Origin of the sequence: Erythrobacter sp. KY5 (assembly GCF_003264115.1) — a bacterium.
Lineage (GTDB): Bacteria > Pseudomonadota > Alphaproteobacteria > Sphingomonadales > Sphingomonadaceae > Erythrobacter.
Genome location: NZ_CP021912.1, coordinates 731,435 through 755,371, shown reverse-complemented (window position 1 = coordinate 755,371; position 23,937 = coordinate 731,435). Strand labels below are relative to the sequence as shown.

Below are 23,937 nucleotides of genomic sequence, written 5' to 3'. Positions count from 1 at the left end.
CTGCCATAAGCCATCCGTCCGCTCGCCTCAGGAAAGCTCCTCAATCCGGGCAAGGGCGTCAGTATCACCGGGCACCCGCTCCAGATAATCGCGATACATCTCCAGCGCAGACGCGCTTTGTCCGGTAACGCGCAAGCCCTCCGCAAGCCGGTAGACCGCGTAGTCCGAGCCGGGATGGACCATCCGATTGAGTTGCAGCAGGTTGATCCCGACCGAACCCTGAGAGCGATGAATGTGTTTGAACCCGGCAAGGTCGATCACACCCTCGCGCGCCGTGCGGCCATCGTTCTGCGCCTGTGCAAAGGCAGCCCCGGCTTCGGGACCTTTGTTAGCGGCGAGATCGATCAGATCCTGCGTGAAACGGTAATTGCGGGTCTCCTTGGTAGGACCCGCGATCAGTTCATGGACGAATGCTTCGGTATCCCAGTAACCGTCTACGTCGCCATTCGTAAGCACCACGCATGTGGTGTCGAGGTCGGGAAAAATCATCAGCTCACACGCGACCCCATAATGGCCACCCGAGTGCCCCAGAAGACGGGTCCCATTGAGATCCTGCTCGATTATCCCGTAACCGTATTTGCCAACAGGCGTGTCCAAGCGGCCTTGCAGGAACGCCTTGGTCATTTCGGGGCTCAGCAAGCGATTGCGCGTAAGAGCAAGGGCAAAGCGGTGCAAATCGCCGACGGTTGAATAGGCCCCGCCCCCAGCGCTGCCCCGCGGCTCCAGCCGGGCGCTGCAATCCTCCCACTGGCCCGGCTTTTCCTCGGATCGCATATACGGTCTGGCGCGGTCAGGGATAGGCTCGCTCTGCCGCCAGTTGCCCGTTCGCGTCATTGCTGCGGTGTCGAAGACCGCACGCTGGACATGCTCGTAATAGCTCTTGCCTGTAACAGCTTCGATGATCAGCCCGAGTACGACATAGCCGCCGTTCGAGTAGGAGAATGCACTGCCAGGTTCATGCTCGAGAGGAATGTTTGCGAACAGCGGCAGATAGTCGCGATGACTTTCAGGATGCGGACCGTCAAGCTCTGCCAGTGCCTGCCAGTAATTGCCGATGCCAGACCTGTGCATCAGCAAATGGGCGATCGTTGCCCGTTCAGCCGCATCGCGACCGGGATAGTGGGGCAGGTGCATGCCTACAGTATCATCAAGCGAGATCGCTCCAGCCTCGACCAGTTGCAGGATGCAAGTGGCTGTGAACATTTTCGGTATGGAGGCGAGGTTGAACTTCGTCTCGATCGTGTTGCGCTGGCCGCTGCTCCTGTTCGCCAATCCGAAGCTTTCCGAAAACTCGACGTCCTCGCCGCGGGCAAGCAGCACACTGCCGCTAAGGTCATGCGTCTGAACAAGCCGTCGAGAATGATGAGCCAGTCGTTCGCCCTGGCTGCGCATACCGGGAGTGCGCATGCCGGTGCAGCCCGCCAGCGCGAAGGTCGCAGCCGATCCTGCTCCGAAAGCGAGCGCCCCGCGTCGACTTGTTCTCAAAAGCGGCATGACCGCAGGCTCCCTCTTGATATTTCTCGCCAATCGAACGACTCTGTAGCTGGTTACGGATAAATAGGTAGTTGGTTACGGATATGTCAAGGGAACAGAGGCTCGGAGCGAAGGCCGTGGGCGCAAATGGCCTTGAGACTTACGGCGCGTTTGCCCTTGGTGGCCGTCTGCGGCGGCTCAGTGACAGGATCGATCGCGATGCGAAGTCGATCTACGAAAAGATGGGCGTAGAATTCGAACAGCGCTGGTTCCCGGTGTTCAACTGCCTGCGCGGCGGGGACAGCTTGAGCGTTACACAGATTGCGGACCATCTCGGCATCTCGCACGTCTCTGTGAGCGTAACGCGCAAGTCGCTCGAAGCTGCTCAGCTCGTCACTTCAACCGCTGACAAGGAGGACGGCAGACGGTCCAACCTGACTCTGACCGAGAAGGGCAAGGCTCTCGCGCAAGAGCTTGCGCCACTGTTTGCCGCTCTCGACCTGGCGGCTGCGGATCTCAATGCCGAGGCAGGAAATGCGATTGCTGCGATAGAGCGTCTGGAAAGTGCGCTGGACAAAAAATCCGTGTCTGAACGTACCTACCATTTCCTCGAATTGGGCGAGGCAGGATAAGCGCGCTCGCTCCCCTCACCCCTTCTTCCAACGCCCCTTCACCGGCTCGAACCGGTCCACGCGGATCGACTGCCATACGCCTCCGGTCACGTAGGGGTCGTCGTTGATCGTTGCGCGTGCTTCTGCCTCGTCCTCGGCTTCGATGATCAGCAGCGAGCCGACGAAATCGCCGTTTGCGTTCAGCAAGGGGCCGGCGGTGAGGTAGTTCTCGTCATGCTCGGCCATCCATTCGCGCTGGGCGGCCTTGTGCATCTCGCGCAGCTTGGCGTTGTCTTCGCCGTCGCGGCAGTAAAAACAGTACAGCGCCATGGCGAAAACCTCCTCTCAAATTGCGGATAGGGCCACGGATAACACAGCGCCCCAAGCGATCAAGCGCACCCTTCCCAAACGGACCGCTGACCGCACATTGTGGCGCGCGATACTCACTTCGCTTGATTGCGAAGGCCTGCGGGTCCACATCGCGCTTCGACACCGAATCCCCACCGAATCCCCTACGTAAAGGAATGAAACGACCCGTGACCACGCCGAGATTGCCTGACGCCAGCCAGCACTTCCTCGACCGCAGCGAATTGCGCCGCGCCTATCGCGCCGAAGAGGAAGCGTGCGTTGCCCAGCGGCTTGAGCAAGCTGCGCCTGCGAGGAAGGTGAGCGACAAGGCAGCGGACCTCGCGATCGACCTCATCGAAGGGGCGCGTTCGCACAAGGCGAGCGGCATCGACGCGTTCCTGCAGCAATACGGGCTCGACACCGAAGAAGGCATCGCGCTGATGTGCCTTGCCGAGGCGCTGCTGCGCGTGCCGGACGATGAGACCGCCGATGCGCTGATCAAGGACAAGATCGGCGAGATCGACTGGGGCGAGCATCTGGGCGAAAGCTCATCAACCTTCGTCAATGCGGCGACCTTTTCGCTGATGCTGACGGGCGAAGTGCTCGAACGGCCTGAGGCGCATCAGAAAGGCATGGGGCGCACGCTGAAAAAGACGATGAATCGGCTGGGTGAGCCTGTGATCCGCAAGGCGACCTTGCAGGCGATGCGCATCCTTGGCGGGCAGTTCGTCTATGGCCGCGATATTGGCGAGGCTCTGAAACGGGCCAAGCCGGAACGTGCAAAAGGCCTCACGCACTCCTTCGACATGCTGGGCGAAGCGGCAATGACCTTTGCCGATGCCGAGCGGTACCGTGCCTCCTATGAAAGCGCGATCGATCGGCTGTCGGGCGAGATGTCGGGCAGTGTCGGCACGTCGCCGGGTATCTCGGTCAAGCTGTCGGCGCTCCATCCCAAATACACCTATCTTCACGCCGATCAGGCGCGCGCGGATATCGTCCCGATGGTCAAGGCGCTGGCCCTCAAGGCGCGCGATGCGAACATGCATTTCACCATCGATGCTGAAGAAGCCGAGCGGCTCGAACTCAGCCTCGACATTATCGAGACGCTGATGGCGGACGATGAAATCTTCACCCGCGAAGACGGATCGCGATGGGAAGGCTTCGGCCTTGCAATCCAGGCCTATCAGAAGCGCGGCGTTCCGCTGTGCGACTGGGTAGCAAAGCTCGCCCGCCGCCATCGCCGCCGCCTGTTCGTGCGGCTGGTCAAGGGCGCATATTGGGACACCGAGGTTAAGCTTAGCCAAGTGGGCGGGTTCGACGATTATCCCGTCTTCACCCGCAAGATCGCAACCGACGTCTCCTACCTCGCTTGCGCCGCGCGCATGTTCGAGCATGACGATGTGATCTATCCGGCCTTTGCGACCCACAACGCCTATTCGGTGGCGGTAGTGAAGGAGCTCTCACAAGGCCGCCCTTTCGAGTTTCAGCGCCTCCACGGCATGGGCGAGGAAGTGTACGAAACGCTGCGCAAGCTTGAGGGCAACACGCCCACGCCTGTGCGCATCTACGCGCCGGTCGGTGGGCACAAGGAACTGCTCGCCTATCTCGTTCGCCGCCTGCTCGAAAACGGGGCGAATACCAGTTTCGTCAACCGCATGGGCGATGCAGAATTTGCCGCAGAGGATCTTGTCGGCGATCCGGTGGCGGAACTTGCCGCGATGGAACCGCGCCGCAACCCTGCGATCCCGCTGCCACGCGACATTTTGGGAGAGCGCGTGAACAGCGCCGGGCTCGACCTCAGCGATCCGCTGGTGCTGGGGCCATTGCAGGAGCGGCTCGCCAAGCTTGCCGAGCTTCAGTGGCATGCAGAGCCAACCTTCCCGGCGCAGGAATCGGGCGAAATCGCGCCGATCACCATGCCGCACGATCTCACCGCCGAAGTCGGCACGCGCCGCGATGCGACGGCTGAGGAGGTGGAGGCCGCCTTCACCAGAGCCGCCGCGATCCAGCCGGGCTGGGACGCGCTGGGCGGACACAAACGCGCGCTTCTGCTCGAAGAAGCCGCCGACCTGTTCGAAGCGCACACCGACGAATTTCTCTCACTGTGCCAGCGCGAAGCGGGCAAGACCCTGCTCGACGGGATTGCCGAAGTGCGCGAGGCGGTCGACTTCCTGCGCTATTACGCCAGCGAAGCGCGCCGCCAGTTTGGCGACCCCATTCAGCTTCCCGGACCCACGGGCGAGGAGAACACGCTTCGCATGCACGGGCGCGGCGTGTTCGTGACGATTTCCCCGTGGAACTTCCCGCTCGCGATCTTCACCGGCATGGCTTCGGCGGCGCTCGCGGCAGGCAACTCGGTGATCACCAAGCCTGCTGAACAAACCCCGCTCATCGCCGCGCTCGCGGTCAAGTTGTGTCACGAGGCGGGCATTCCGCCTGAGGCGCTGCAGATGCTTCCGGGCGCAGGCGATGTTGGCCAGATGATCACCAGCGATCCGCGCGTTGCGGGGGTTGCCTTCACCGGATCGACCGAAACCGCGCAGACGATCAACCGCACGCTCGCCGGGCGTGACGGGCCAATCGCCACGCTGATCGCCGAGACCGGCGGCCAGAACGCGATGATCGTCGATTCCAGCGCGCTGCCCGAACAGGTGGTGCGCGATGTGCTTGCAAGCGCCTTCCAGAGCGCAGGCCAGCGCTGCTCGGCGCTGCGCATGCTCTATGTGCAGGAAGATGTCGCGGACGAGATGATCGCCATGATACGCGGCGGGTTCGAAGCGCTGCATGTCGGCGACCCCGCGCTGCTCGCTACGGACGTAGGCCCCGTGATCGACCCCGATGCGCAGGCAGCGCTCGAACGCCACGTCGCGCGTCGCCAGCAGAACGATCGCATCGTCTGGCGGTTGGACTTGGACGCCAGCACGGCAAAGGGGTGTTTCGTTGCGCCCACGATCATCGAGCTCGATTCGATCCTCGACCTCAGGCGCGAGAATTTCGGGCCCGTCCTTCACATTGCGCGCTACAAGGCAGAGGAGCTCGGGCAGGTGATCGAGGATATCAACGCCACCGGCTATGGCCTCACCCTCGGCCTGCACTCGCGCATCGCGGCAACGCACCGCTTCGTTCAGCAGCGGGCGCGGGTCGGCAACATGTACATCAACCGCAACCAGATCGGCGCGATCGTCGAAAGCCAGCCGTTCGGCGGCGAGGGGCTGTCGGGCACCGGTCCCAAGGCGGGCGGGCCGCACTATCTCGCACGTTTCGCGACAGAGCGCGTGACCTGCATCGACACGACAGCGGCAGGCGGCAATGCAAGCCTGCTTGCAAGCCTCTGATTTGGACTTGAGATCGCGGGCCAAGGCGGCATAGTCACACCGATGACCAGACGCCTTGCCCGCGCCTTCACCCATCTGTTCGCGCTTCTCGCCTTCGCGTGGAGCGGTGCGGCGCTGGCCGAGGTCCAGATCCACTTCCATTCGTTCAACGGATCGGTCCTGTTTGGCCGCTACCCGCACACCTTCATCGTGCTTGACGGAACGGTGGATGCAACGGGCGAGGCCGTGAACGAGAATTACGGCTTTACCGCGAGATCGGTCACGGCAGCGGCGACGCGCGACTGGGTAGAGCATCTGGTCGAGGCCGAGCCGGAAAAGTACATCAGCCGCACCAACCGCCATTTTTCGATCACGCTGACGGATGAGCAATATTACGCCATCATCCGCGAAGTGCGCCGCTGGTCTATGGAGCCGGGCAAGCGCTACAGCTTGAGTGAACGCAACTGCATCCATTTCGTCGGAGAGATGGCGCGGGTGCTGGGATTGAGGGTCGAGTATCCTGAAGACATGCTGCGCCGTCCGAAAAGGTGGCTGAACCACATCACCGCGCTCAACCCGCAACTGGGTGCGGAGCCGATCTGATCCGCCGCCTGGGTGAGTGCCCGCAAAGCGCCCTGATCCGGGACATGCTTAACAAAAACCTACCAAGTGTTGTCACTTAGCTGCCGAGCAGGTAGGCTCCTTCGTCAGGTATTGGGGAGTCGCATTCCCCGATCGGTGCACGCGGCGCGGTTTCAGCGCGTCGATCCAAGCCTGGGGGGGCTTACAATGATCAAGACAACCTTCACGACAAGTGCGGCCATTATCGCTTTGGCTGCCGCAACGCCCGGATTTGCGCAAGCGACCGGCGACACCAGTTTGGTGACGCAAAACGGATCGGACAGCACGGTCCTTGTCAATCAACTCGGCAGCGACGGGAACGAATCTACGGTGACGCAGGCCGCTGGCTCGACCCAGAACGATACCGAAGTCGATCAGGACGGCAGCGGCAACATCTCGAATGTCGACCAGAATGGTGACAAAAGCATCATTGCGGGACGTGCAGAAATATTTGTCGAACAAATCGGCACCGGCAACGATTCCGATGTCGGTCAAGGTGGGGACGGCCCAAATGTGGTCGACGTCATTCAGGAAGGCGCCACCAACCGCAGCACCGTGTCACAGGCCGAAAACGGCAGTTCGTTCGGTTTCCGCAACCTGATCGAAGTCGACCAGTTCGGCACGTCGAATGTCAGCAATGTCGTCCAGGGCAATTCTGGCACCAGCGACGATAATCAGGCATTCGTCGACCAGGACGGCACCGGCAACGAAAGCACCATTCAGCAGAATATCTTGGGCAGCGGCGACTTCCAGATCGCTGACGTGACGCAGGACGGCACCGACAACGAGAGCTTTATCCTTCAGGACGAAGACCTGAACGACGCCACCGTGGTGCAGATCGGCACAGCCAATTTCAGCGACATCGACCAGAACCGTGTGAGCGTTGCTGAAGACAACTTCGCCGACGTGAGGCAGGACGGGACGAGCAATCGCAGCACAATCGTTCAGGAACAGTCGCTCAACGAGGCGTTCGTTTTGCAGGAAGGCACTTCGAACGAAAGCCTGATCGACCAGAACAGCACCAATGGCGGCGGCTCGGATAACGAAGCGCTGCTCACCCAGCTTGGCGCGGGCAATTCGAGCCAGATCTTCCAGGGCGGCACGCTGAACAGCGCCGATGTCAGCCAGTTTGACACGCTTGGCAGTTTCTCAAGCGTCGGTCAGATCGGCACGTCGAACGTCGCCACCGTCGTGCAGGGCGTTGCCCCGCCGCCCTGATCAAAGGAGCGTCGTGGCCTCTGCCGGACCTGCGCGCAGGGTCGGCCCGGCGATGCGAGCGCAAGACTCCGCCGGATAAAACCGCGCCCGCGCTTGCCGCGCGCCGAGCAATCGGGAATCACTTGAGGCCATGGCAATTCTTTCCGACAAGTGGATTCGCGAGCAGGCGCAGCAGCACGGCATGATCGAGCCGTTCGTCGAGGCGCAGCGGCGCGAAGGGTGCATTTCCTACGGGCTGTCGAGCTTCGGCTACGACGCGCGCGTCGCGCCCGAATTCAAGATCTTCACCAATGTCGACAGCGCGGTGGTCGACCCCAAGGACTTCGCCTCGAACTCCTTCGTCGACCGTAATCAGGACGTGTGCGTCATTCCGCCCAACTCCTTCGCGCTCGCCCGCACGGTCGAATATTTCCGCATCCCCGAAGACGTGCTCGTCATCTGCCTCGGCAAGAGCACCTATGCGCGCTGCGGGATCATCGTGAACGTCACCCCGCTGGAGCCGGGTTGGGAGGGTCACGTGACGCTCGAATTTTCGAACACCACACCGCTACCGGCCAAGATCTACGCCAATGAAGGCGCGTGCCAGTTCCTGTTCCTCAAGGGCAACGAACGCCCCGAAGTCACCTATGCCGACCGGGCAGGCAAATATATGGGCCAGAAGGGCGTGACGCTGCCTCGGTTATAGAAGCAGCCTCCATGACTGCTTACGACCCTAGTATCGGTTGTAGCGGCGACTTCAAGCTGTCGCCAAAAGCGGTCGTTCACGAGAAACCGTGTGTTGTCGGCTTGGCGCCCAAATGTCCGACGCAGCGAGCAGAGATTTTAGTTCCGATAATCTGCGCCGCTTCGCGAGATAAAGGGGATGAAAAGCTGACACCTCGTGTGGCGTACACGGCCTACCTCCCGTGAGTGCCTAGCAACGCTCGCGGCACGACTTTACGAATTAGGGAAATGTATAGGCTCGAATGACATAAGGCACCCTTTCCGCACTAGGAGCAGCCGGTGTCGCGATTATATGACAGGCGAAATCTGGAAGCAGCTTTAGGGGCCAGCGGGATATCCGATGCCGCCGCAACGCGCATTCGAGCGAGCCTGAACGATCTGTCCGATCATTCGCCGAGCCGGGATCGCGCGACCGACAGGCCAATTTCATATTCAGCAAAGTCGATGTTTGCCGCTTTCGCCATTCTCGTCGTCCTGGCAGGCCTCATGATCATTGCCAGAATGTTCGTGGGCTCGTTCGCGGGTCTGATCGTTGCAGCGCTCGCTTTCGCGGTGTCCGCGCACTTCCATGCTCGCGGCGAAGGCATTCCGCTCATGGTGCTTCTGGCGGGCTCTGTTTTCGGTATAGCAGACATGTCGCTCGGATTGATTACCTCGATCGACACCGGAGTAGCTGAGGGCGCGCCATTCGAAGCGGAGCATTCGGCTATCATGTTCGGCGCTGCCGCCATCACTGCAGCCGCCTTCTGGTTAGCTTATCGCCTCCCGCTGGCATTCGCCGTAATGATGGCAGCGATCCTTGTTCTGGGCGGCGAGATAGCCATTATCATCGTCGGGACGCCTTCGACGTGGAACTTCGTTATGTGGCCTACAGGTTTCGCTGTCATCTCTCTGGCGCTGGCGTGCTGGCACGACATGAGCGATGTCTACCGCGAAACCTCGAGGTCTGATGTCGCATTCTGGCTTCACGTCATAGGCGGCATAACAATCGCCGGGCAGTTCTTTCTCCTTTACGAGTCTTTTGCGCATCCAGGGCCGCCAATTGCGACTTCGCTCAAGCAAATCACGATGACTTCGCCTGCGGCGAGCTGTGTAGCCATGATGGCATTTCTATCCTACTTCATATACGCAGTTCTGTTTGATCGCGTGAGTATGGCACTTATCGGAACTCTGTTCCTGAAATTCACTTTATTCTCTTTACTTGGTCTTGATCTGTTTGCGATTTCGCTGACGATCACAGGCATCGTGGCCATCATCTTGGCGGCTATGTGGCAGCAAATCCGGGGCGGTATGCTTCAGGTCCTGCCACTAATTGCCCGAGCGCAGCTACCACGCACAGCTCCCCGGGTTGATGGTAAACGACCCGTCGAGTGACGCCATCGGTGTGTTCGAAAGGCAGCATGTAGGCCTCGTCCGCCAAGAGCCGACCGCCCCCTTCCCACTCATTCCAGACACCCCTAGTGCTCGCGCACCAGTCGATCTTCGCTCACGCCTCGCGCCGCCAAAAGCGTCGATACGTCTTCTTCCATCGGCGGCGGGCCGCACAGGTAGAAGGTTTCGCTGAAATCGAGCCCTGCACCGTCGAGATAGTCGGCATCGATCTGGCCATGATGGGTGCCTTGCGTGTCCTCTTCGCTCAGCAGCAGGTCGAGCGCGAGGCCGGGCATGCGCTCCAGTTCCTCGCGAAGGATGATGTCCTTCTCGCGTGAGTTGGAGAAGATCAGGCGATAGCCATCGAGATCGCCATGGCTCGCCTGACGCGCGCGCAGGATCGAGAGCATCGGGGTCAGCCCCGCTCCGCCCGCAATGATCGTGCCCGGCCCCTTGTCCTCGATCGCGCCCCACGGGTCTTCGATGATGACGCCGTCGCCTGCCTTCATCATCCCGATCTGCTCGGTCACGCCGTCATGCGAGGGGTAGGACTTGATCGTGAATTGCAGATGCTCGGCATCGGGGAGCGAGGTGAAGGTGAAGGGGCGCTTTTCCTCGCGCCAGCCATCGCGGTCTAATGCGAAATCGGTCGCCTGTCCCGGCGTGAATTCATAGCCATCGGGCCGATCAAAGGTCAGTTCCTGCACATTGTGGGTGAGCGGGCGGATGGCTTGCAGGGAGAGGGTGTGGGACATGGGCGGGGTAGGCTCCTCATGGGCTGGGGTGGAATGTGATCAACGCCTGCGGACGCTGGTGGTTTCACCTCTTCCAACTCTCTTCCAGCCTCGCGCGTTCCACGATGCCCGAGCGAGCGGGCGCAGGATTTTCCTACTCAGCGCTTTTCTGCTTCAAGTTCGGCGATGCAACACGCCCCCGCCTCGTCGCCTATCGCTGCCTTTGCAGCGTGCCCTTGCCATCGAGCGCCGCATTATAAAGGTGACACTTGCCGCCCTGAAGGGTCACACTTTGCCCGGCGCTACAGTGACGCTTTCGGCGCAAAGGGTGACACTTTGAGGCCTAGAGTGACACTTTTTGCACCCACGGTGACACATTGGCCGTTTTTGCCTCTGGACCGTGTAACATCCGGTCCACTTCTCACCCGCCGGACGCGCTCGGCATCCTGCTCGAAATGGTCTTTGACTCAGCCTTCCCGCACCCCCACATGGGGGGCAATTGGGGGACCAAAGGAGAGTGAATATGGCTGACAGCAAAGAGACCCGCGAATTCGACATCATCGTCTATGGCGCAACCGGTTACACCGGCCGCCTGGTCGCGGAGTATCTGACCACGCATTACGGCAACCGCGATAACGCACCCAAATGGGCGATGGCGGGTCGCAATCAGGCGAAGCTCGAAGACGTGCGCACGCTGATCGGCGCGCCCGACGATACGCCGCTGGTCGTGGCCGATGCCGACAGCCGCGAGGCGATGGAAGCGATGGCGAAGCGCACCAAGGTCGTGCTCACCACCGTAGGCCCGTACCAACTCTATGGCGATGAACTGGTCGCCGCCTGCGCCCGCGTCGGGACCGATTATGCCGACTTGTGCGGAGAGCCGGCATGGATGGCCGACAAGATCGAGGAACTGCACGATATCGCCAAGGAAAGCGGCGCGCGCATTACCTTCTCCAGCGGGTTCGATTCGATCCCCTTCGACCTCGGCGTGATGATGACGCAAAAGGCCGCGAAGGAGCGTTGGGGCAAGCCTTCCAATCGCATCAAGGGCCGCGTTCGCGCGATGGCGGGCACCTTCTCCGGCGGCACGGCAGCCAGCCTGACCGCGACGATGAAGGCGGCGGCGAAGAACCCCTCGATCTTCAAGACGCTCGCCAATCCCTTCGCGCTTACCGGCGACTTCGAAGGGCCAAGCCAGCCGTCGGGCATGGTGCCGACCTATGAAAGCGGGCTTGGCAAATGGGCCGCGCCCTTCGTGATGGCGCCGATCAACACCAAGAACGTGCACCGCACCAACTACCTCCTCGGTCATCCTTATGGCGAGGACTTCAAGTATGACGAGATGATGCTCACCAGCCCCGGAGATGCGGGCAAGCAGATGGCCGAAGCTGCGGTTGCGATGATGAAGAACCCGTTCGGTGCCAAGCCGCCCAAGCCCGGCGAAGGCCCCACCGCCGAAGAGCGCGAGAACGGCTTCTACGATGTCGTCTTCGTCGCCCACGGTCCGGGCGACGAAACGCTCAACTTCGGCGTGAAGGGAAAGTACGATCCGGGCTACGGCTCGACCAGCCGTATGCTTGCCGAAACGGGCATTGCGCTGCTGTCCTCAGACGCAGAGGGCGGGGTCGGCACTCCGGGGGCGTTCCTGGGTGAGGCGCTGGTAGACCGGCTTCAGGAGCACGCCGAGATCAGCTTCACGCTGGAGAACTGAACGGACCTCAACGAACAAGCGGGCCGACCGGTCATCCCGGCGGCCCGCTCGCTTTAGCGTTTTCCTACACGGCCCTTCGCCGTTATGCGTCCCCTAGAAGCTAAGGCGGAGGCTTGCGCGGATGTTACGCCCGGCAAGCGGCACGAAATCCTTGGTGAAGCTCGCATGGCGGCGACCGGTGACGTCGAACAGGTTCTCACCCGCCAGCTGGACGACGACGTTCTGGTTCGTCTCGATCGGGCGCCATGAGAGGTAGAAATTGACGAAGGTGAAATCGTCGGTCTCTGTCTCAAACTCGGCGGTGTCGTTCTGCTCACCGAAGTGCTGCACTTCGGCGCGCGCTTCGAACGGGCCGGTCTCGCCGGTCACGGCTGCGAGCAGGCTGAGCGGCGGGATGCGGGGCACGTTGCCGAGACCATCGGTCAGTTCAGCATCGACGTAGGATGCGCGAAGGTCGGTCGAGAGTGTGAAGTCGTCACGCTCGATAATCGGCATCGCAATGTCGGCTTCGAAGCCAAAGAAGCGCGCGTCTTCCTGGAGATAGACGAAGACGGGAAGCTCGTCCTCTTCCTCACCGGTGGGTGACAGGTAGATGAAGTCGTCGAACTGCTGGTAGTAGATCGAGCCGCCAAAGGAGATGTCGCCAACGTCGCCGCGCACGAAAGTCTCGATGCCCCAAGCGCTTTCAACGTCGAGGTTGGGGTCGCCGATCTCGAAGGCCTGGGTGGCGATGTGCGGGCCGTCGGCGAACAGCTCTTCGCCGGCAGGGGCGCGCTCGGAACGCGAGAGGGTGACACCGGCGCGGGTGCCGCCGTCGCTCTCCACGATGGCCGACAGGGCGCCGGAGAACAGGTCGAAGTCGCGCTCAAGTCCGAGCGGTGCGGAACTGACGTCCACCATCTCGTAGCGGCCCGCCGCTTCAAGCTGGACGCCGCCAAGGTCGAATTCCTGCGCGGTGAAGACCGCAAACTGGTCGGTCTCGTTGGGAGCGACAAAGGCTTCTTCACCCACGGCTTGAAAGTCGCGGTTGAGGAACTGAACGCCGATCACGCCGCCGGTCGACTGGATCAGCTCGGCGCGCGCTTCGAAGGTCTCGGTGTCGAACACGGTGCCGACTTCGGTGCCTTCGAACTCGGTGTGGGTATAGTCGGAGTAGCCAGCGCGAAGCTTGAGGCGTTCGATGAACCCTTCGCCAAGCGCAATGTCGCCGCTGAAGTCGAAGCGCCACTGTTCAAGGCCGATCGAGACGGTCTCTTCGCCTTCCTCTTCTCCCTCTTCGCCTTCGCCTTCCTCGCCGTGGTGATGGCCACCCTCAGGGTTGCCGATCAGGCCGTAGGTCGTGTCGTAATACCCGACCGACGCGCCCAAGGTGGATTCGCCAAGGATGACGCCAAAGCCGCCATTGAAGGTGTAGGCTTCGGTCTGGCTGTTGGGGAGGAAGTCCTGCTGGTTGGCGGCTTCGCGAAGCTCGTCGGCTTCCTCGAACTCGCCTTCCGCTTCCTCCTCGGCTGCATCGGCGAGCAGGTCGGCGCGCAGATCGTCGGTCAGCTGGAAGCCGGGGATCTCGAGGTTGTCGGTCTCGCGGAACGAACCGTCGAGGTGGAGGACGAACATGTCGTTCAAGCCAATGTCGATCGACGCGCCGCCGCTGCGCAGGTTGCTGGCGGTGTCGAAGGCGGTGAGCGCATCGATGTGAATGGTGTGGTCGGGAACGACGGTCGGGATGCGGCGGTCGATCACATTGACGACGCCGCCGATGGCCTGGCTACCGTAAAGGAGCGCCGCCGGACCGCGCAGGACCTCGATGCGCTCGACCGTCAGCGGGTCGATCGTGGTTGCGTGGTCGGCAGAGGTGTTGCCCACATCTGCCGTGCCGAGCCCGTCGATAAGCACGCGCACACGCTCACCATCGAGACCGCGCAGGATCGGGCGCGATGCTCCCGGAGCAAAGCTTGTTGCCGAAACGCCGGGGACTTTGGCGAGCACTTCACCGATCTGCCCGTTGAGGTTGCGCTGGATCTCCTCAACCTCGAGCACATCCTGCCCGGCAATGAAGTCGAGCTCCTGCAAGCCTTCGGCCGCCACGATGATGTTGCCGCGATAGTGTACATCGTCAGGCACATCCGCGCGGCTGGAAGAATTGCGGTCGGCAGAACCCTGTTGCGCGCTTTCGTTGGCCTGAGGCGCCTTATCCGCTTCGTTCGCCCACGCCGGTGCTGCGACGAGGGTAAAGGAGAGCGCGGTGGCCATGGCAATACGGGAGGTGATCGGTTTCATGGGGATTGAGTCTTCTCGCCTTGAGTGGATGTGATAACGTCACAATGTGACAATGTATCACGCACTAGTCATCTGGACCCGAAGTGCAACAATGAATCCGGCTCAACCCGACAAACAGCCGAAATTCCCCGATTTTCGACAAAGTGTGCGGCAAAGATGACACGCAATCTGTCAGGCGCATGAACTGCGCCGATCGCGGAGAACCGAAATTGGATGAAAGAAAATGGAGCGGGCGAGGCGATTCGAACGCCCGACCCCAACCTTGGCAAGGTTGTGCTCTACCCCTGAGCTACGCCCGCTCACTGACGCCTTCACAGAGAGGCGATGTTGCCATTTCTCTGTCGGGGAGGCGGCGCGATTAGCAGCGCGCTTGAGAGCCTGCAAGCGTAAAATTGCATCGAATCTGCAATATTGCACGAACGCCACCTAGCCAGCGCACAATGCAAGGTTCACAAGGCCGCAAAACGTCCCACATTAGGGGCCAGGTAGATATCGATCTTCAATTCAGGAGCATTCCCTTGGCGAGCATGGGTCTTAACATCGAAGAACAAAAGGCAGTTGAACGCTTTCGCAACGAGGTGGTCGAACCGTCCAAGACGAAGCTGGTGATCGTCGATTTCTGGGCCGAATGGTGCGGCCCCTGCAAGGCGCTTGCCCCGGTAATCGAAAAAGTCGCCGCCGACTATGCCGAGAAGGGCGTGGTGCTGGCCAAGATCAATGTCGATGAAGACAAGTTCATCGCCAGCCAGTTCCAGGTTCAGTCAATCCCGACCGTGTATGCCCTGTTCCAGGGCCAGCCGGTTGCCGATCTTACCAGCGCGCGGACCGAATCGCAGCTCAAGCAGGCGCTCGACCAGCTGCTCGCGCAGCTTCCGGTCGAAGCTGGCGCTGGCGGTGCCGATGGCGCGCCGCAAGGCCCTTCGGCTGAGGAACTCGAACAATTCGTCAAGATGGGCGAGGACGCGCTTGGCGAAGGCGATGCACAGCGCGCCGCCAGCATCTTTGCGCAGGTCACCGAATTCGCAAGCGACAACGCGCCCGCTCATGCAGGCCTCGTCCGCTCGCTCGTTGCGCTTGGACAGGTTGAAGAGGCCCGCCAGGTCATGGCCGCCATCGAGGCTGATCCCAAGCTTGCCAGCGACCCATCGGTCGCTGCTGCAAAGAGCGCGATCGAACTCGCGGGCACACAGGTTGACGACAGCGAGCTTGCAAGCCTGCGCGATGCAGCCAAGTCCGCGCCCGACAACATGGAAGCGCAAATGGCCTACGCTGAAGCTGCCTTCGCAGGCGGCCAGCGCGATGAAGCTGCCGACACGCTGCTCGCCATGATCGAGGCGGACCGCGAGTGGAACGATGGCGCCGCGCGTGCAAAGCTGCTCCAGATCTTCGAAGCGACCGGGCTTGAGGATGAGTGGGTCGTTGCCACCCGTCGTCGCCTGTCGAAGATCTTGTTCGGATAAGCGTGTTGGCTAAACCTTTGCGCCTTTCCATCTTTCCTCTTCCCGGTGCGATCCTGTTTCCGGGTCTTCAGCTTCCGCTTCACATCTTCGAACCGCGCTATCGCGCGCTCGTCGGCGATGCGCTGGTTCGCGATCGCCGAATAGCGATGATCCAGCCTCAGCGCCCTGTCGAAGGCTCGCCGCTATACACCGTGGGCTGCGTTGGCCGGATCGGCGAGATCGAGGCTATGGATGACGGTCGCTACAACCTGATCCTTGAGGGCATGTCGCGCTTCCATCTCGTGCGCGAGCTCGACGTCACCACCGCGTTTCGGCAGGTTGAAGGTGAGCTTATCGATGATGACGAGGACGAAGTTCTCAGCCATGCCCAGCGCGGTGGGTTCGAGCGGGAAGCGCGCGAATTTGCCGATGCGCAGGGGTATAGCGTCGACTGGGACTCGGTGGAGAAGCTCGACGACCAGTCGCTCATCAATGGCGTTTCGCAAATCGCGCCCTTCGACCCGGCATCGAAACAAGCATTGCTGGAAGCAAACAGCCTGACCGATCGCTGCGAACTGCTGATGCAGCTGATGCAGTTCTACGGCCGCAGCGACGGTTCCGAAGAGATCACGACGCTGCAATAGGTTTGGCTTGTACGGGGGTGGCCAGCCCCAAAATGGATCACCGTCGTTCGGCGTACCATAAAGATTGCAAACGATTTCTTCGTTGGGCAGGTTGGCGCCATGCCTGAAGCACTGCAACTCGATCCGATTGCTGTTTTCGAACACGATTACGGCGGCCAGACGACGCTGCGCTCCTACCCTCCGATACCCGCCGAGGACCTTCATCAGGGCGAAATGATGGCGCAGCGTGCGTTCGGTTCTCTGCTGTCTGAAATCAAATCGCCCGCGCATATATACCATGCCGCCTGGCGCGATCCCGTGCCCGAGGCACGTACCGACGAGTGGGAGAAGCAAGCCCCGAAAGCGCTTCTCTTCAGTGGTGGTTTCGGGATCGCGCCTTACAAGACCTCGACATCGCTCGTCGACACGGCGGAAATGTACAACAGGCTCGACCGGGCTCACCTGCGGATCGACTGCGACCGGCCAGATAGTGGTGCTCTCAAGCTCAAATCGCTGACCCTGGAGATCAATGACGGGGCATCGCAGTCCGGTCGACTGTTTCGTTCATGCTGGCAGGCCGGTGAGCTGAAGGGTCAGGATCTGACGCTCCATTTCGAAGAGCCAGGCACGCGTTTGGATGCGTTCAGGTTTCACGTTCAGGGTCGCCTGCCCCGGCGGTACAATCACGGCGCGCAGATCGAGGACGAGTTTGTGCAGTTCAGCACATCGGGCGGCGCCATGCCGCTGCCGCCTTGGGTGAATTACTGACGCACTCGAAACGGCGCGTCAGCTAGCGAAGCTACCCCTTAACCCATCGATCACATATTGTGCGGCAAGTGCGGATAGCAGCACGCCCAGAAGCCGCGTAATGACCGCCTCGACCTTGTCTCCAAGCAACCGGATCAGCGGGCCTGCCGCGACCAGTGCGGCAGCCGTGATGATGAGCACGAGGCCCAAGGCGATGAACACCTCTACCGTTTCGGTCGGTGTCTCGGCTTCGTTCATCAGCAGCATGATTGCAGCGATTGCCCCCGGTCCTGCCAGCATCGGCATGGCCATGGGGAAGACCGAGACGTCCTCAACCTCGCTTGCGCTGACCTTGTCAGCGCGTTCCTCGCGGCGCTGGGTTCGCTTTTCGAACACCATTTCGAACGCGATGAAGAACAGCATCAACCCGCCGGCAATGCGGAAACTGTCCAGCTCAATATGAAGCGCGCCAAGCAGATCCTCGCCGAAAAAGGCAAAGATGAGGAGGATGATCGCCGCAATGCCGGTTGCGCGCAAAGCCATGTTGCGCGCCTGAGCCGGGCTCGCGCTCTTGGTCAGCCCGGCATAAATCGGAGCGCAGCCGGGAGGGTCGATCACCACAAACAGGGTGATGAAGGCAGAGATGAAAAGTTCAGGCAGCATGGCGGCTCACGATGTTCGCGTCAAAAGCCGCCCTGAACACCCTTCGCCACGAAGATCAAGAGGCCGACCCGAAGGATTCCTCGATCGCGGTCACCCATGCACCGTTGTAGAAATATTCTGCGACCACGTATTTGTCGTTCTCGCTGCGATGTTCCCATCGCCAGCGTAAGGTGCCATCGCGCGAGGTTTTGACGTTTGCGCCGCCCATGGCCACGGGCGAATCGGCAGGCGCGGGCGTCAGCACGATGCGCTCGTTCGGACAGGTGGCGACAAGGCCCTGAACCGAATCGATTGCGGTGACGACGATATCGCCATCCTCGAACTGCTGGCGCGGCGGGGGCTGCGGGTTATCGCGTCCTGCCACGTCGTAGGTCCATTTGTAACTGAGATCAGTCTGCCGCGTCCATGCGGTAACATAGTTGCCAACGAAGCCCTCAGGGTCCTTGAAGCGCCCTTGTGTGAGCGCGACCGAACCGTCGCAGCTCATGAGGACGGTGCGCGGCCCCCATTCGGTCGCAGTCTCGGGGTTCTCCAGCGTGGGAGCCAGCGTCGCGTATGGCACGCCGCCATTGCGGGTATGGAAAATGGCGCCCGCAGCGGCAAATTGCGACCCCGCGGTAAACTGCCCCTGCTCCTTGGCTGCCCGCGCATAGGCGATTTCGGTCGAGACCAGCGTGCTCGGCTGCGCTTCACCCGGAGCGCCGGTCAATGCCCGTGCAATGACCGCGTTGGACGGTCCGCGCGGACGAGGGCTTCCGCAAGCCGCCAGCATGGCGGCAAGCGTGATCAGCGTGATGGCGGCAGTGGTCTTTCTCATAGTCCCTCCGGCACTTTCAGCCCTGCATTGCGATAGGCGGCGACCGCCGTGTTCCTGAGCAGCACCGCGATGGTCATCGGCCCGACACCGCCCGGCACCGGCGTAATCGCCGAGGCGACCTCGGACGCTTCGTCGTAAGCGACATCGCCGACCAGCTTGCCCTTTTCCTTGCCAGGTTCGGGCGGCAGGCGGTTGATCCCCACGTCGATCACGGTCGCGCCGTCTTTCAGCCAGTCCTTCGTTATCATCTGCGGACGACCGACTGCCGCAACGACGATGTCCGCGCGCTTGACGACGCTGGCGAGGTCCTTCGTCCGGCTGTGAGCAACGGTAACGGTGGCATTTGCGTCGAGCAGAAGCTGCGCCATCGGCTTGCCGACGATGTTGGAGCGGCCAATCACGACCGCTTCAAGACCGGACAAATCGCCGAGCCGGTCTGTGAGCAGCATCATGCAGCCAAGCGGCGTGCACGGCACAAAGCCCGACTGTCCCACGCTCAGACGACCGGCGTTGATCACGTGAAAGCCGTCGACATCCTTGTCGGGACTGATCGCGGCAATGATCGATTGTTCGTCGAGGTGACCAGGCAACGGAAGCTGGACCAGAATGCCGTCTACCCGGTCATCCTGGTTGAGGTCGTCGACCAGTTTTATCAACTGTTCTTCGCTCGCATCGGCGGGTAGCCGGTACTTGAAGCTCAGCATGTTGGCAGCCACGGTCGCCTTGCCCTTCGAGCCGACATAGACTTCGCTCGCAGGGTCATCGCCGACCAGTACGACCGCCAGTCCCGGCTTGCGCCCGGCAGCCTCGGCAAATGCCAAGGCATGCTCGCCAACCCGTTCACGCAGGCGCGCGGCGAAGGCTTTTCCATCAATACGTGTAGCGGTCATGCGACGCTGGAGATAATCGAACGAAGGACAATGAGCACGATCTGCGCGCCGACGATCACGACCAGCGGCGACAGGTCGAGCGCGCCGGTCTGAGGCATAATGTTGCGAATGGGCCGCAGCACGGGATCGAGCAGGCGATTGATCGATTCGTAAACCTGCCGCAGGAAGTCGTTGCCCTGGTTCACCACGTTGAAGGCGAACAACAGTCCGATCACGAACTGGACGATGATGAGCATCACGAAGACCTGCACCAGCAGCTCGATGATCTCGTAGAGTGCGAATAGTCCTTGCATGCTTTTCGTGCCGTACCTTTGCTTTGAGTGCCTTGTATGGCGTATTAGCTGACTAACACGCCCATTTCCAGTGTCGCTTGTCGATTGGGCCTATTCGTCCGCCTTGACCAGCGTCCCCGCGCCGCGAGCGGTGAAGAACTCCAGCAGCATCGCATGCGGAACGCGCCCGTCGAGCACGACCGCCGCCTCGCACCCCGATTCCACCGCTGAAACGCAGGTTTCGAGCTTGGGGACCATGCCCCCCTGGATGACGCCGGTGTCCTTTAGCTTTGCGATATCGGCAGGCGTCAGGTCCGTGATCAGTTCACCATCGCCATCGAGCACGCCTGCCACGTCTGTCAGCAGGAAAAGGCGTGCCGCACCCAGCGCCGCCGCAATCGCGCCCGCCATCGTGTCGGCGTTGATGTTGTAGGTCGCGCCGTCTTCGCCGCCTGCGATCGGGGCGATGACCGGGATCATTCCTGCGGCAACAGCGGTATCGATGACCGATGTGTCGACATGGGCAGGCTCTCCCACGAAACCAAGATCCACCGCCTTTTCGATCAGGCTTTCGGGATCGCGCGTGGTGCGCGACACCTTGCGCGCGGTGACCAGCCCGCCATCCTTGCCCGACAGCCCCAGAGCCTTGCCGCCTGCATTGCTGAGCCAGCCGACCAGCTCCTTGTTGATCGCGCCCGACAGGACCATTTCGGCGATTTTGGCGGTGGCTTCGTCGGTGACGCGCAGGCCGTCGACGAATGTGCTCTCAACGCCCAGCCGCGAGAGCATCTCCCCGATCTGAGGTCCACCGCCATGGACAACCACCGGATTGATGCCGACCGCTCTCAACAGCACGATATCCTCGGCAAAGTCGCGCGCGGCTTTGGGTTCGCCCATGGCGTGGCCGCCATATTTCACGACGAAGGTTCGCCCGGCGTATCGCTGGAAGTAAGGCAGCGCCTCGATCAGGATTTCTGTCTTCGACAAATCGACAGCCCGGTCGTGGGTCGGGTTCTCAGCATTCATGGGGCAAAGGGGCCTTTATCACGCGGGAAATCACTCGCCTGCGCGCTTAGCGGCTTCGTGCGGCTGAGGGAAGCAGGGGCACCGCTCACCGCTGTTTTGCGCATTTAACACTTGGCACTGTAACCAAACCCTGTTTCTCTTCGAATCGGTTGGAAACGGTGCCGATCCTTGGTGCCGCTTGGGATTAACAGGACTGGAGGAACAACCATGAACACTCGTTTTACCGGATCAATCGCCATAGCTGCCGCAGCAGGCCTTGCCGCTGCGTGTTCGGGCGGAGCAGAAGCGCCGACCGAAGCTGCCGCTGAAGGCGAAGTCACCGAAGTCGCAGCCGCAGATGACGGCGCGAAAGAGAAGTGTTTCGGCATCTCGCCCGCAGGCCAGAATGACTGCGCCGCAGGGCCCGGCACCAGCTGTGCCGGCACCAGCGTGATCGACTATCAGGGCAACGCCTGGACCTATGTCGACGAGGGCACCTGCGTGACGATCGAACGGCCCGACGGATCGTTCGGCTCACTCGAAGAGACCGAGAATCTCGCCGACGCATAAGCGGTCAAAGCGGCATGCCGACAAGGTAGATGAGCCGCGACACTTTCGAAGGGCCGCCCGGAGAGATCCGGGTGGCCCTTTGTCATTTGTGGCCACTATGTGCTGACGGTGGAGCGCGGTGCTGCTCCCTGCTAGCTATCCATTCATGGCTCGCACACGCTTCCGCCGCCCGAAAAGGCGCTCCTCATCGCGCGGACGATTGCTCGACTGGTGGCTGCTATGGCGCGTGCCCGTTCTTGCATTGATCGTCATGGCGATCTGGTGGTTCGCATTCAGACCCATGCTCCACGAGCGCGGCTGGGTCGAGGTGGATGAACACTTCGTTATCTGCGGCAGCGGCGAGAGTGCGCCGGGCTGCGTGGTCGATGGCGACACGGTGGTGATCGGCTTTGGCGCTGAGCGCCGCCGGATCCGCCTCATCGGCTTCGATGCACCTGAGCTCGACGGGCAATGCGCCAGCGAAAGCCAGTTTGCCCTGACCGCGCGCGACCGGCTGTTCGAATGGCTGGCGCAAGGGCCGTTCGAATGGAACGGAGATGCCAGCCCTCCGCGCGATCAGTATGGCCGCGAGCTTCGCAGCGCGCGCCGGATCTTGCCCGATGGTTCGCGCGAATACCTTGCCCAGACCATGATCGCAGGCGGCCTTGCCAGCGAAAGCGGCTGGGGCAGCTCGCCGCAGGATTGGTGCGAGTAAGGCGTCAGCGCCCGCCCTGCGCTGCATCGACTTCCTTCGCGAGCGAGGCGAAATCGGCGTGGCCCGTGACTGGCGCAATACGCTCAGCCCACATCGCGTCGATCGCGTCGGATATGCTGGCGGGCAGCGCATCCAGCGTGCTGCCGCTTTTCTGCACCTTGGTCGAATCGCTCGCCGCTGCAACGCCGCAGCGTTCCTCCAGCACAGCGCAGATCATCGCATCGTCGAACCTGTGCTCGTGCTCGCTCATGAATTCGCGCGTGGTCCGCTCAAGCACCAGCGCCTCGATCTGAGGCGTCAGTTCGATGTCGCAAAGCTTAGCCATCTGGCGGATCGCCTGCGCCCGGTTCTTCACCGTCCAGCGATAGGTGGTCACGAGGCTGTCAGGCTCATTGAGGCGCGCATACCAGCTGATGAGGTGGGTCGCATAATCGCAGCCGCCCGGCCCGCCGCCTTCCCAGAACGGCATGAAGTCCTCCATTTGCACCGCGCCGGGTTCGAGATGCCAGCCATTGAGGAAGCGGTAAAACGATACGAAGGTTTCCTTGGGATCGCGCAGGGTGACCACGTAGCGCATAGCGGCGGGTAGGCGCTCATATTCGCGGTGCGATTTGAAGCCTCTTGGCGAGGCGACCTGCGGCGCGGTCATGTCGAAGTCGATCAGGTAGGCGGTATCGTCCCAAGGCACGACGCGGCTGATGTCGTCGAAGTCCATGTCTCCGCCTGCTGCTCCGGTGCGAAGCTGGTGGAACATCTGCTGCGACATGGTGGTGCCGCTTTTGGCCCAGCTGGTGATGAAGACGTCGCCTTGCTGAGGCTCGTAAGGTCTGTGGTTTGTTCGCTCACCCAACATCGCGCGGCCCATCATCGCGCCGTATTCCTCGATATTGGTTGCGCGCCCCGGCAAAGCGTCCTGCTCTGCCTGACCTGTGCTGCCTGTCATTGCCCGTTCCCCCTTTACCAGCGCCCTTGCCTGCTTGCGTAGCGCATCAATGGGAGGGTGCAACCTCAAGTAGGCCAAGACTTCCGCGCTCCGCCGCGCTAGGCCCGAACCATGACATTTGCATATGGACACGCCGCCCCCCTCGCTGCACTCGCGCTGCTAAGCGCCTGCGCCGAACCCGAACAGCCAACGCCGCCAGCACCGCAAGATGCATTCTTCGATGCGCTCGCCAGCCATTGCGGCAAGGCTTTCGAAGGGCGACTGGTCAGCAATGACGCTGCCGATGCAGACTTCGTCGATGCTCCCATGGTCATGCATGTCAGCGAGTGCAGCGACGACCGCATCGCGGTTCCCTTCCATGTGAAGCTCGGGGACGAGTGGGACCGCTCGCGCACATGGCTTGTCACCCGCACCGAGGCTGAAGGCGCGGCGGGATTGCGGCTCAAGCACGATCACCGCCACGAAGACGGCGAACCTGATGCGGTCACCATGTATGGCGGCGACACCGCAGAGGATGGCACGGCCCGTTCGCAGGACTTTCCCGTGGATCAGGAGAGCATCGCCCTGTTCGAGCGCGAGGGCCTGGGCGCCTCGGTCACCAATGTCTGGACCGTCGAGGTCGATCCTGCGGGCACACCAGACGCCCGGTTCGCTTATCAGCTTGAGCGCACCGTCGAGGGCGGCGCGCCAGAGCCGCGTTTCTTCCGGGTGGAGTTCGACCTCACCAACGAGGTGGAAGCTCCGCCCGCGGCCTGGGGCCATGAAGCGTCTTTAGAAGAGGGGAGAGAGTGACGCCTCGCCTTTGACGCCACTCTCATACATCGTATCGCGCGGCGCTGCCCTCTCTCGCAGCGCCGGATCCCAGCGCGTCCG

23 protein-coding genes and 1 tRNA gene are annotated in these 23,937 nt (G+C 61.6%); 13 read left to right on the top strand and 11 right to left on the bottom strand.

Annotated features, from left to right (window positions below):
• Window positions 1-27: 27 nt before the first annotated feature.
• Window positions 28-1,494, bottom strand: coding sequence for a serine hydrolase (locus tag CD351_RS03685; protein WP_111991365.1), 1,467 nt, complete (start codon window positions 1,492-1,494; stop codon window positions 28-30).
• Window positions 1,495-1,577: 83 nt separating this feature from the next.
• Here CD351_RS03685 and CD351_RS03680 point away from each other — a divergent pair, with 83 nt between their 5' ends.
• Window positions 1,578-2,105, top strand: coding sequence for a MarR family winged helix-turn-helix transcriptional regulator (locus CD351_RS03680; protein WP_111991364.1), 528 nt, complete (start codon window positions 1,578-1,580; stop codon window positions 2,103-2,105).
• 15 nt (window positions 2,106-2,120) lie between these two features.
• Here the strand turns inward: CD351_RS03680 and CD351_RS03675 are convergent, their stop codons facing one another.
• Window positions 2,121-2,414 carry a YciI family protein gene (locus CD351_RS03675; RefSeq protein WP_111991363.1) on the bottom strand — a complete coding sequence of 98 codons (294 nt, stop codon included), beginning with the start codon at window positions 2,412-2,414 and terminating at the stop codon, window positions 2,121-2,123.
• Window positions 2,415-2,608: 194 nt separating this feature from the next.
• Between CD351_RS03675 and putA the strand changes: the two genes are divergently transcribed.
• The 5 genes from putA to CD351_RS03650 all read left to right on the top strand — a co-directional run bounded on the left by putA (window position 2,609) and on the right by CD351_RS03650 (window position 9,682).
• On the top strand, window positions 2,609-5,767 hold the full coding sequence (putA, locus tag CD351_RS03670) for a bifunctional proline dehydrogenase/L-glutamate gamma-semialdehyde dehydrogenase PutA (RefSeq protein ID WP_111991362.1): 3,159 nt from the start codon (window positions 2,609-2,611) through the stop codon (window positions 5,765-5,767).
• A gap of 42 nt (window positions 5,768-5,809) precedes the next feature.
• Window positions 5,810-6,349 (top strand): hypothetical protein, encoded by a 540-nt coding sequence (locus CD351_RS03665; RefSeq protein WP_111991361.1) that lies wholly within the window; start codon window positions 5,810-5,812, stop codon window positions 6,347-6,349.
• A 186-nt stretch (window positions 6,350-6,535) separates the two neighbouring features.
• Window positions 6,536-7,585 (top strand): hypothetical protein, encoded by a 1,050-nt coding sequence (locus CD351_RS03660; protein ID WP_111991360.1) that lies wholly within the window; start codon window positions 6,536-6,538, stop codon window positions 7,583-7,585.
• 130 nt (window positions 7,586-7,715) lie between these two features.
• Window positions 7,716-8,270 (top strand): dCTP deaminase, encoded by a 555-nt coding sequence (gene dcd, locus CD351_RS03655; RefSeq protein ID WP_111991359.1) that lies wholly within the window; start codon window positions 7,716-7,718, stop codon window positions 8,268-8,270.
• A gap of 482 nt (window positions 8,271-8,752) precedes the next feature.
• Window positions 8,753-9,682 carry a hypothetical protein gene (locus tag CD351_RS03650; protein WP_111991358.1) on the top strand — a complete coding sequence of 310 codons (930 nt, stop codon included), beginning with the start codon at window positions 8,753-8,755 and terminating at the stop codon, window positions 9,680-9,682.
• Between the two features lie 83 nt (window positions 9,683-9,765).
• On the opposite strand, the gene CD351_RS03645 is transcribed toward CD351_RS03650, so the two are convergent.
• On the bottom strand, window positions 9,766-10,434 hold the full coding sequence (locus CD351_RS03645; protein WP_111991357.1) for a flavodoxin reductase: 669 nt from the start codon (window positions 10,432-10,434) through the stop codon (window positions 9,766-9,768).
• A gap of 502 nt (window positions 10,435-10,936) precedes the next feature.
• Here CD351_RS03645 and CD351_RS03640 point away from each other — a divergent pair.
• Complete coding sequence (locus CD351_RS03640; RefSeq protein ID WP_111991356.1) at window positions 10,937-12,124, top strand: trans-acting enoyl reductase family protein; 1,188 nt, start codon at window positions 10,937-10,939, stop codon at window positions 12,122-12,124.
• Between the two features lie 93 nt (window positions 12,125-12,217).
• Here CD351_RS03640 and CD351_RS03635 read toward each other — a convergent pair whose 3' ends face one another.
• Entirely contained in the window at window positions 12,218-14,401 is a 2,184-nt protein-coding gene (locus CD351_RS03635) for a TonB-dependent receptor (protein WP_111991355.1), read from the bottom strand.
• Between the two features lie 224 nt (window positions 14,402-14,625).
• Window positions 14,626-14,700 (bottom strand) — tRNA-Gly (locus tag CD351_RS03630).
• 228 nt (window positions 14,701-14,928) lie between these two features.
• On the opposite strand from CD351_RS03630, the gene trxA reads away from it, so the two are divergent.
• The 3 genes from trxA (at window position 14,929) to CD351_RS03615 (ending at window position 17,231) form a co-directional block, all read left to right on the top strand.
• A complete protein-coding gene (trxA, locus tag CD351_RS03625) occupies window positions 14,929-15,861 on the top strand; it encodes a thioredoxin (protein WP_111991354.1) in 933 nt (310 codons plus the stop codon).
• Between the two features lie 17 nt (window positions 15,862-15,878).
• On the top strand, window positions 15,879-16,484 hold the full coding sequence (locus CD351_RS03620; protein WP_111991353.1) for an LON peptidase substrate-binding domain-containing protein: 606 nt from the start codon (window positions 15,879-15,881) through the stop codon (window positions 16,482-16,484).
• A 99-nt stretch (window positions 16,485-16,583) separates the two neighbouring features.
• Window positions 16,584-17,231, top strand: a complete 648-nt coding sequence (locus CD351_RS03615) for a hypothetical protein (RefSeq protein ID WP_111991352.1) — start codon at window positions 16,584-16,586, stop codon at window positions 17,229-17,231.
• Window positions 17,232-17,249: 18 nt separating this feature from the next.
• On the opposite strand, the gene CD351_RS03610 is transcribed toward CD351_RS03615, so the two are convergent.
• From CD351_RS03610 to argB, 5 genes are all read right to left on the bottom strand, one after another.
• Entirely contained in the window at window positions 17,250-17,870 is a 621-nt protein-coding gene (locus tag CD351_RS03610) for a MarC family protein (RefSeq protein ID WP_111993569.1), read from the bottom strand.
• A gap of 58 nt (window positions 17,871-17,928) precedes the next feature.
• Window positions 17,929-18,690 (bottom strand): hypothetical protein, encoded by a 762-nt coding sequence (locus CD351_RS03605; protein ID WP_234027204.1) that lies wholly within the window; start codon window positions 18,688-18,690, stop codon window positions 17,929-17,931.
• Window positions 18,687-19,580 carry a bifunctional methylenetetrahydrofolate dehydrogenase/methenyltetrahydrofolate cyclohydrolase FolD gene (folD, locus tag CD351_RS03600; protein ID WP_111991351.1) on the bottom strand — a complete coding sequence of 298 codons (894 nt, stop codon included), beginning with the start codon at window positions 19,578-19,580 and terminating at the stop codon, window positions 18,687-18,689. Before folD ends, CD351_RS03605 begins: the two co-directional genes overlap by 4 nt.
• Entirely contained in the window at window positions 19,577-19,873 is a 297-nt protein-coding gene (locus CD351_RS03595) for a YggT family protein (protein WP_111991350.1), read from the bottom strand. The genes folD and CD351_RS03595 overlap by 4 nt, the downstream gene beginning before the upstream one ends.
• A gap of 90 nt (window positions 19,874-19,963) precedes the next feature.
• Entirely contained in the window at window positions 19,964-20,878 is a 915-nt protein-coding gene (gene argB / locus CD351_RS03590) for an acetylglutamate kinase (protein WP_111991349.1), read from the bottom strand.
• 207 nt (window positions 20,879-21,085) lie between these two features.
• Here argB and CD351_RS03585 point away from each other — a divergent pair, with 207 nt between their 5' ends.
• Both CD351_RS03585 and CD351_RS03580 read left to right on the top strand, forming a co-directional pair.
• Window positions 21,086-21,427 carry a DUF2282 domain-containing protein gene (locus CD351_RS03585; protein WP_111991348.1) on the top strand — a complete coding sequence of 114 codons (342 nt, stop codon included), beginning with the start codon at window positions 21,086-21,088 and terminating at the stop codon, window positions 21,425-21,427.
• A gap of 145 nt (window positions 21,428-21,572) precedes the next feature.
• On the top strand, window positions 21,573-22,121 hold the full coding sequence (locus tag CD351_RS03580) for a thermonuclease family protein (protein ID WP_162627591.1): 549 nt from the start codon (window positions 21,573-21,575) through the stop codon (window positions 22,119-22,121).
• Window positions 22,122-22,125: 4 nt separating this feature from the next.
• On the opposite strand, the gene CD351_RS03575 is transcribed toward CD351_RS03580, so the two are convergent.
• Window positions 22,126-23,064: a sulfotransferase domain-containing protein gene (locus tag CD351_RS03575; protein ID WP_111993567.1), complete on the bottom strand. Its 939-nt coding sequence runs from the start codon at window positions 23,062-23,064 to the stop codon at window positions 22,126-22,128.
• Window positions 23,065-23,175: 111 nt separating this feature from the next.
• Here CD351_RS03575 and CD351_RS03570 point away from each other — a divergent pair, with 111 nt between their 5' ends.
• A complete protein-coding gene (locus CD351_RS03570) occupies window positions 23,176-23,856 on the top strand; it encodes a hypothetical protein (RefSeq protein ID WP_111991346.1) in 681 nt (226 codons plus the stop codon).
• Window positions 23,857-23,937 lie beyond the last annotated feature (81 nt).

Excerpts from the sequence above, each read along its gene's own strand:
- CD351_RS03685 (WP_111991365.1), bottom strand. The coding sequence starts at position 1,494 with ATGCCGCTTTTGAGAACAAGTCGACGCGGGGCGCTCGCTTTCGGAGCA.
- CD351_RS03680 (WP_111991364.1), top strand. The coding sequence starts at position 1,578 with ATGTCAAGGGAACAGAGGCTCGGAGCGAAGGCCGTGGGCGCAAATGGC.
- CD351_RS03675 (WP_111991363.1), bottom strand. The coding sequence starts at position 2,414 with ATGGCGCTGTACTGTTTTTACTGCCGCGACGGCGAAGACAACGCCAAG.
- putA (WP_111991362.1), top strand. The coding sequence starts at position 2,609 with ATGAAACGACCCGTGACCACGCCGAGATTGCCTGACGCCAGCCAGCAC.
- CD351_RS03665 (WP_111991361.1), top strand. The coding sequence starts at position 5,810 with ATGACCAGACGCCTTGCCCGCGCCTTCACCCATCTGTTCGCGCTTCTC.
- CD351_RS03660 (WP_111991360.1), top strand. The coding sequence starts at position 6,536 with ATGATCAAGACAACCTTCACGACAAGTGCGGCCATTATCGCTTTGGCT.
- dcd (WP_111991359.1), top strand. The coding sequence starts at position 7,716 with ATGGCAATTCTTTCCGACAAGTGGATTCGCGAGCAGGCGCAGCAGCAC.
- CD351_RS03650 (WP_111991358.1), top strand. The coding sequence starts at position 8,753 with ATGTTTGCCGCTTTCGCCATTCTCGTCGTCCTGGCAGGCCTCATGATC.
- CD351_RS03645 (WP_111991357.1), bottom strand. The coding sequence starts at position 10,434 with ATGTCCCACACCCTCTCCCTGCAAGCCATCCGCCCGCTCACCCACAAT.
- CD351_RS03640 (WP_111991356.1), top strand. The coding sequence starts at position 10,937 with ATGGCTGACAGCAAAGAGACCCGCGAATTCGACATCATCGTCTATGGC.
- CD351_RS03635 (WP_111991355.1), bottom strand. The coding sequence starts at position 14,401 with ATGAAACCGATCACCTCCCGTATTGCCATGGCCACCGCGCTCTCCTTT.
- trxA (WP_111991354.1), top strand. The coding sequence starts at position 14,929 with ATGGGTCTTAACATCGAAGAACAAAAGGCAGTTGAACGCTTTCGCAAC.
- CD351_RS03615 (WP_111991352.1), top strand. The coding sequence starts at position 16,584 with ATGCCTGAAGCACTGCAACTCGATCCGATTGCTGTTTTCGAACACGAT.
- CD351_RS03605 (WP_234027204.1), bottom strand. The coding sequence starts at position 18,690 with ATGAGAAAGACCACTGCCGCCATCACGCTGATCACGCTTGCCGCCATG.
- folD (WP_111991351.1), bottom strand. The coding sequence starts at position 19,580 with ATGACCGCTACACGTATTGATGGAAAAGCCTTCGCCGCGCGCCTGCGT.
- CD351_RS03595 (WP_111991350.1), bottom strand. The coding sequence starts at position 19,873 with ATGCAAGGACTATTCGCACTCTACGAGATCATCGAGCTGCTGGTGCAG.
- argB (WP_111991349.1), bottom strand. The coding sequence starts at position 20,878 with ATGAATGCTGAGAACCCGACCCACGACCGGGCTGTCGATTTGTCGAAG.
- CD351_RS03585 (WP_111991348.1), top strand. The coding sequence starts at position 21,086 with ATGAACACTCGTTTTACCGGATCAATCGCCATAGCTGCCGCAGCAGGC.
- CD351_RS03580 (WP_162627591.1), top strand. The coding sequence starts at position 21,573 with ATGGCTCGCACACGCTTCCGCCGCCCGAAAAGGCGCTCCTCATCGCGC.
- CD351_RS03575 (WP_111993567.1), bottom strand. The coding sequence starts at position 23,064 with ATGACAGGCAGCACAGGTCAGGCAGAGCAGGACGCTTTGCCGGGGCGC.
- CD351_RS03570 (WP_111991346.1), top strand. The coding sequence starts at position 23,176 with ATGACATTTGCATATGGACACGCCGCCCCCCTCGCTGCACTCGCGCTG.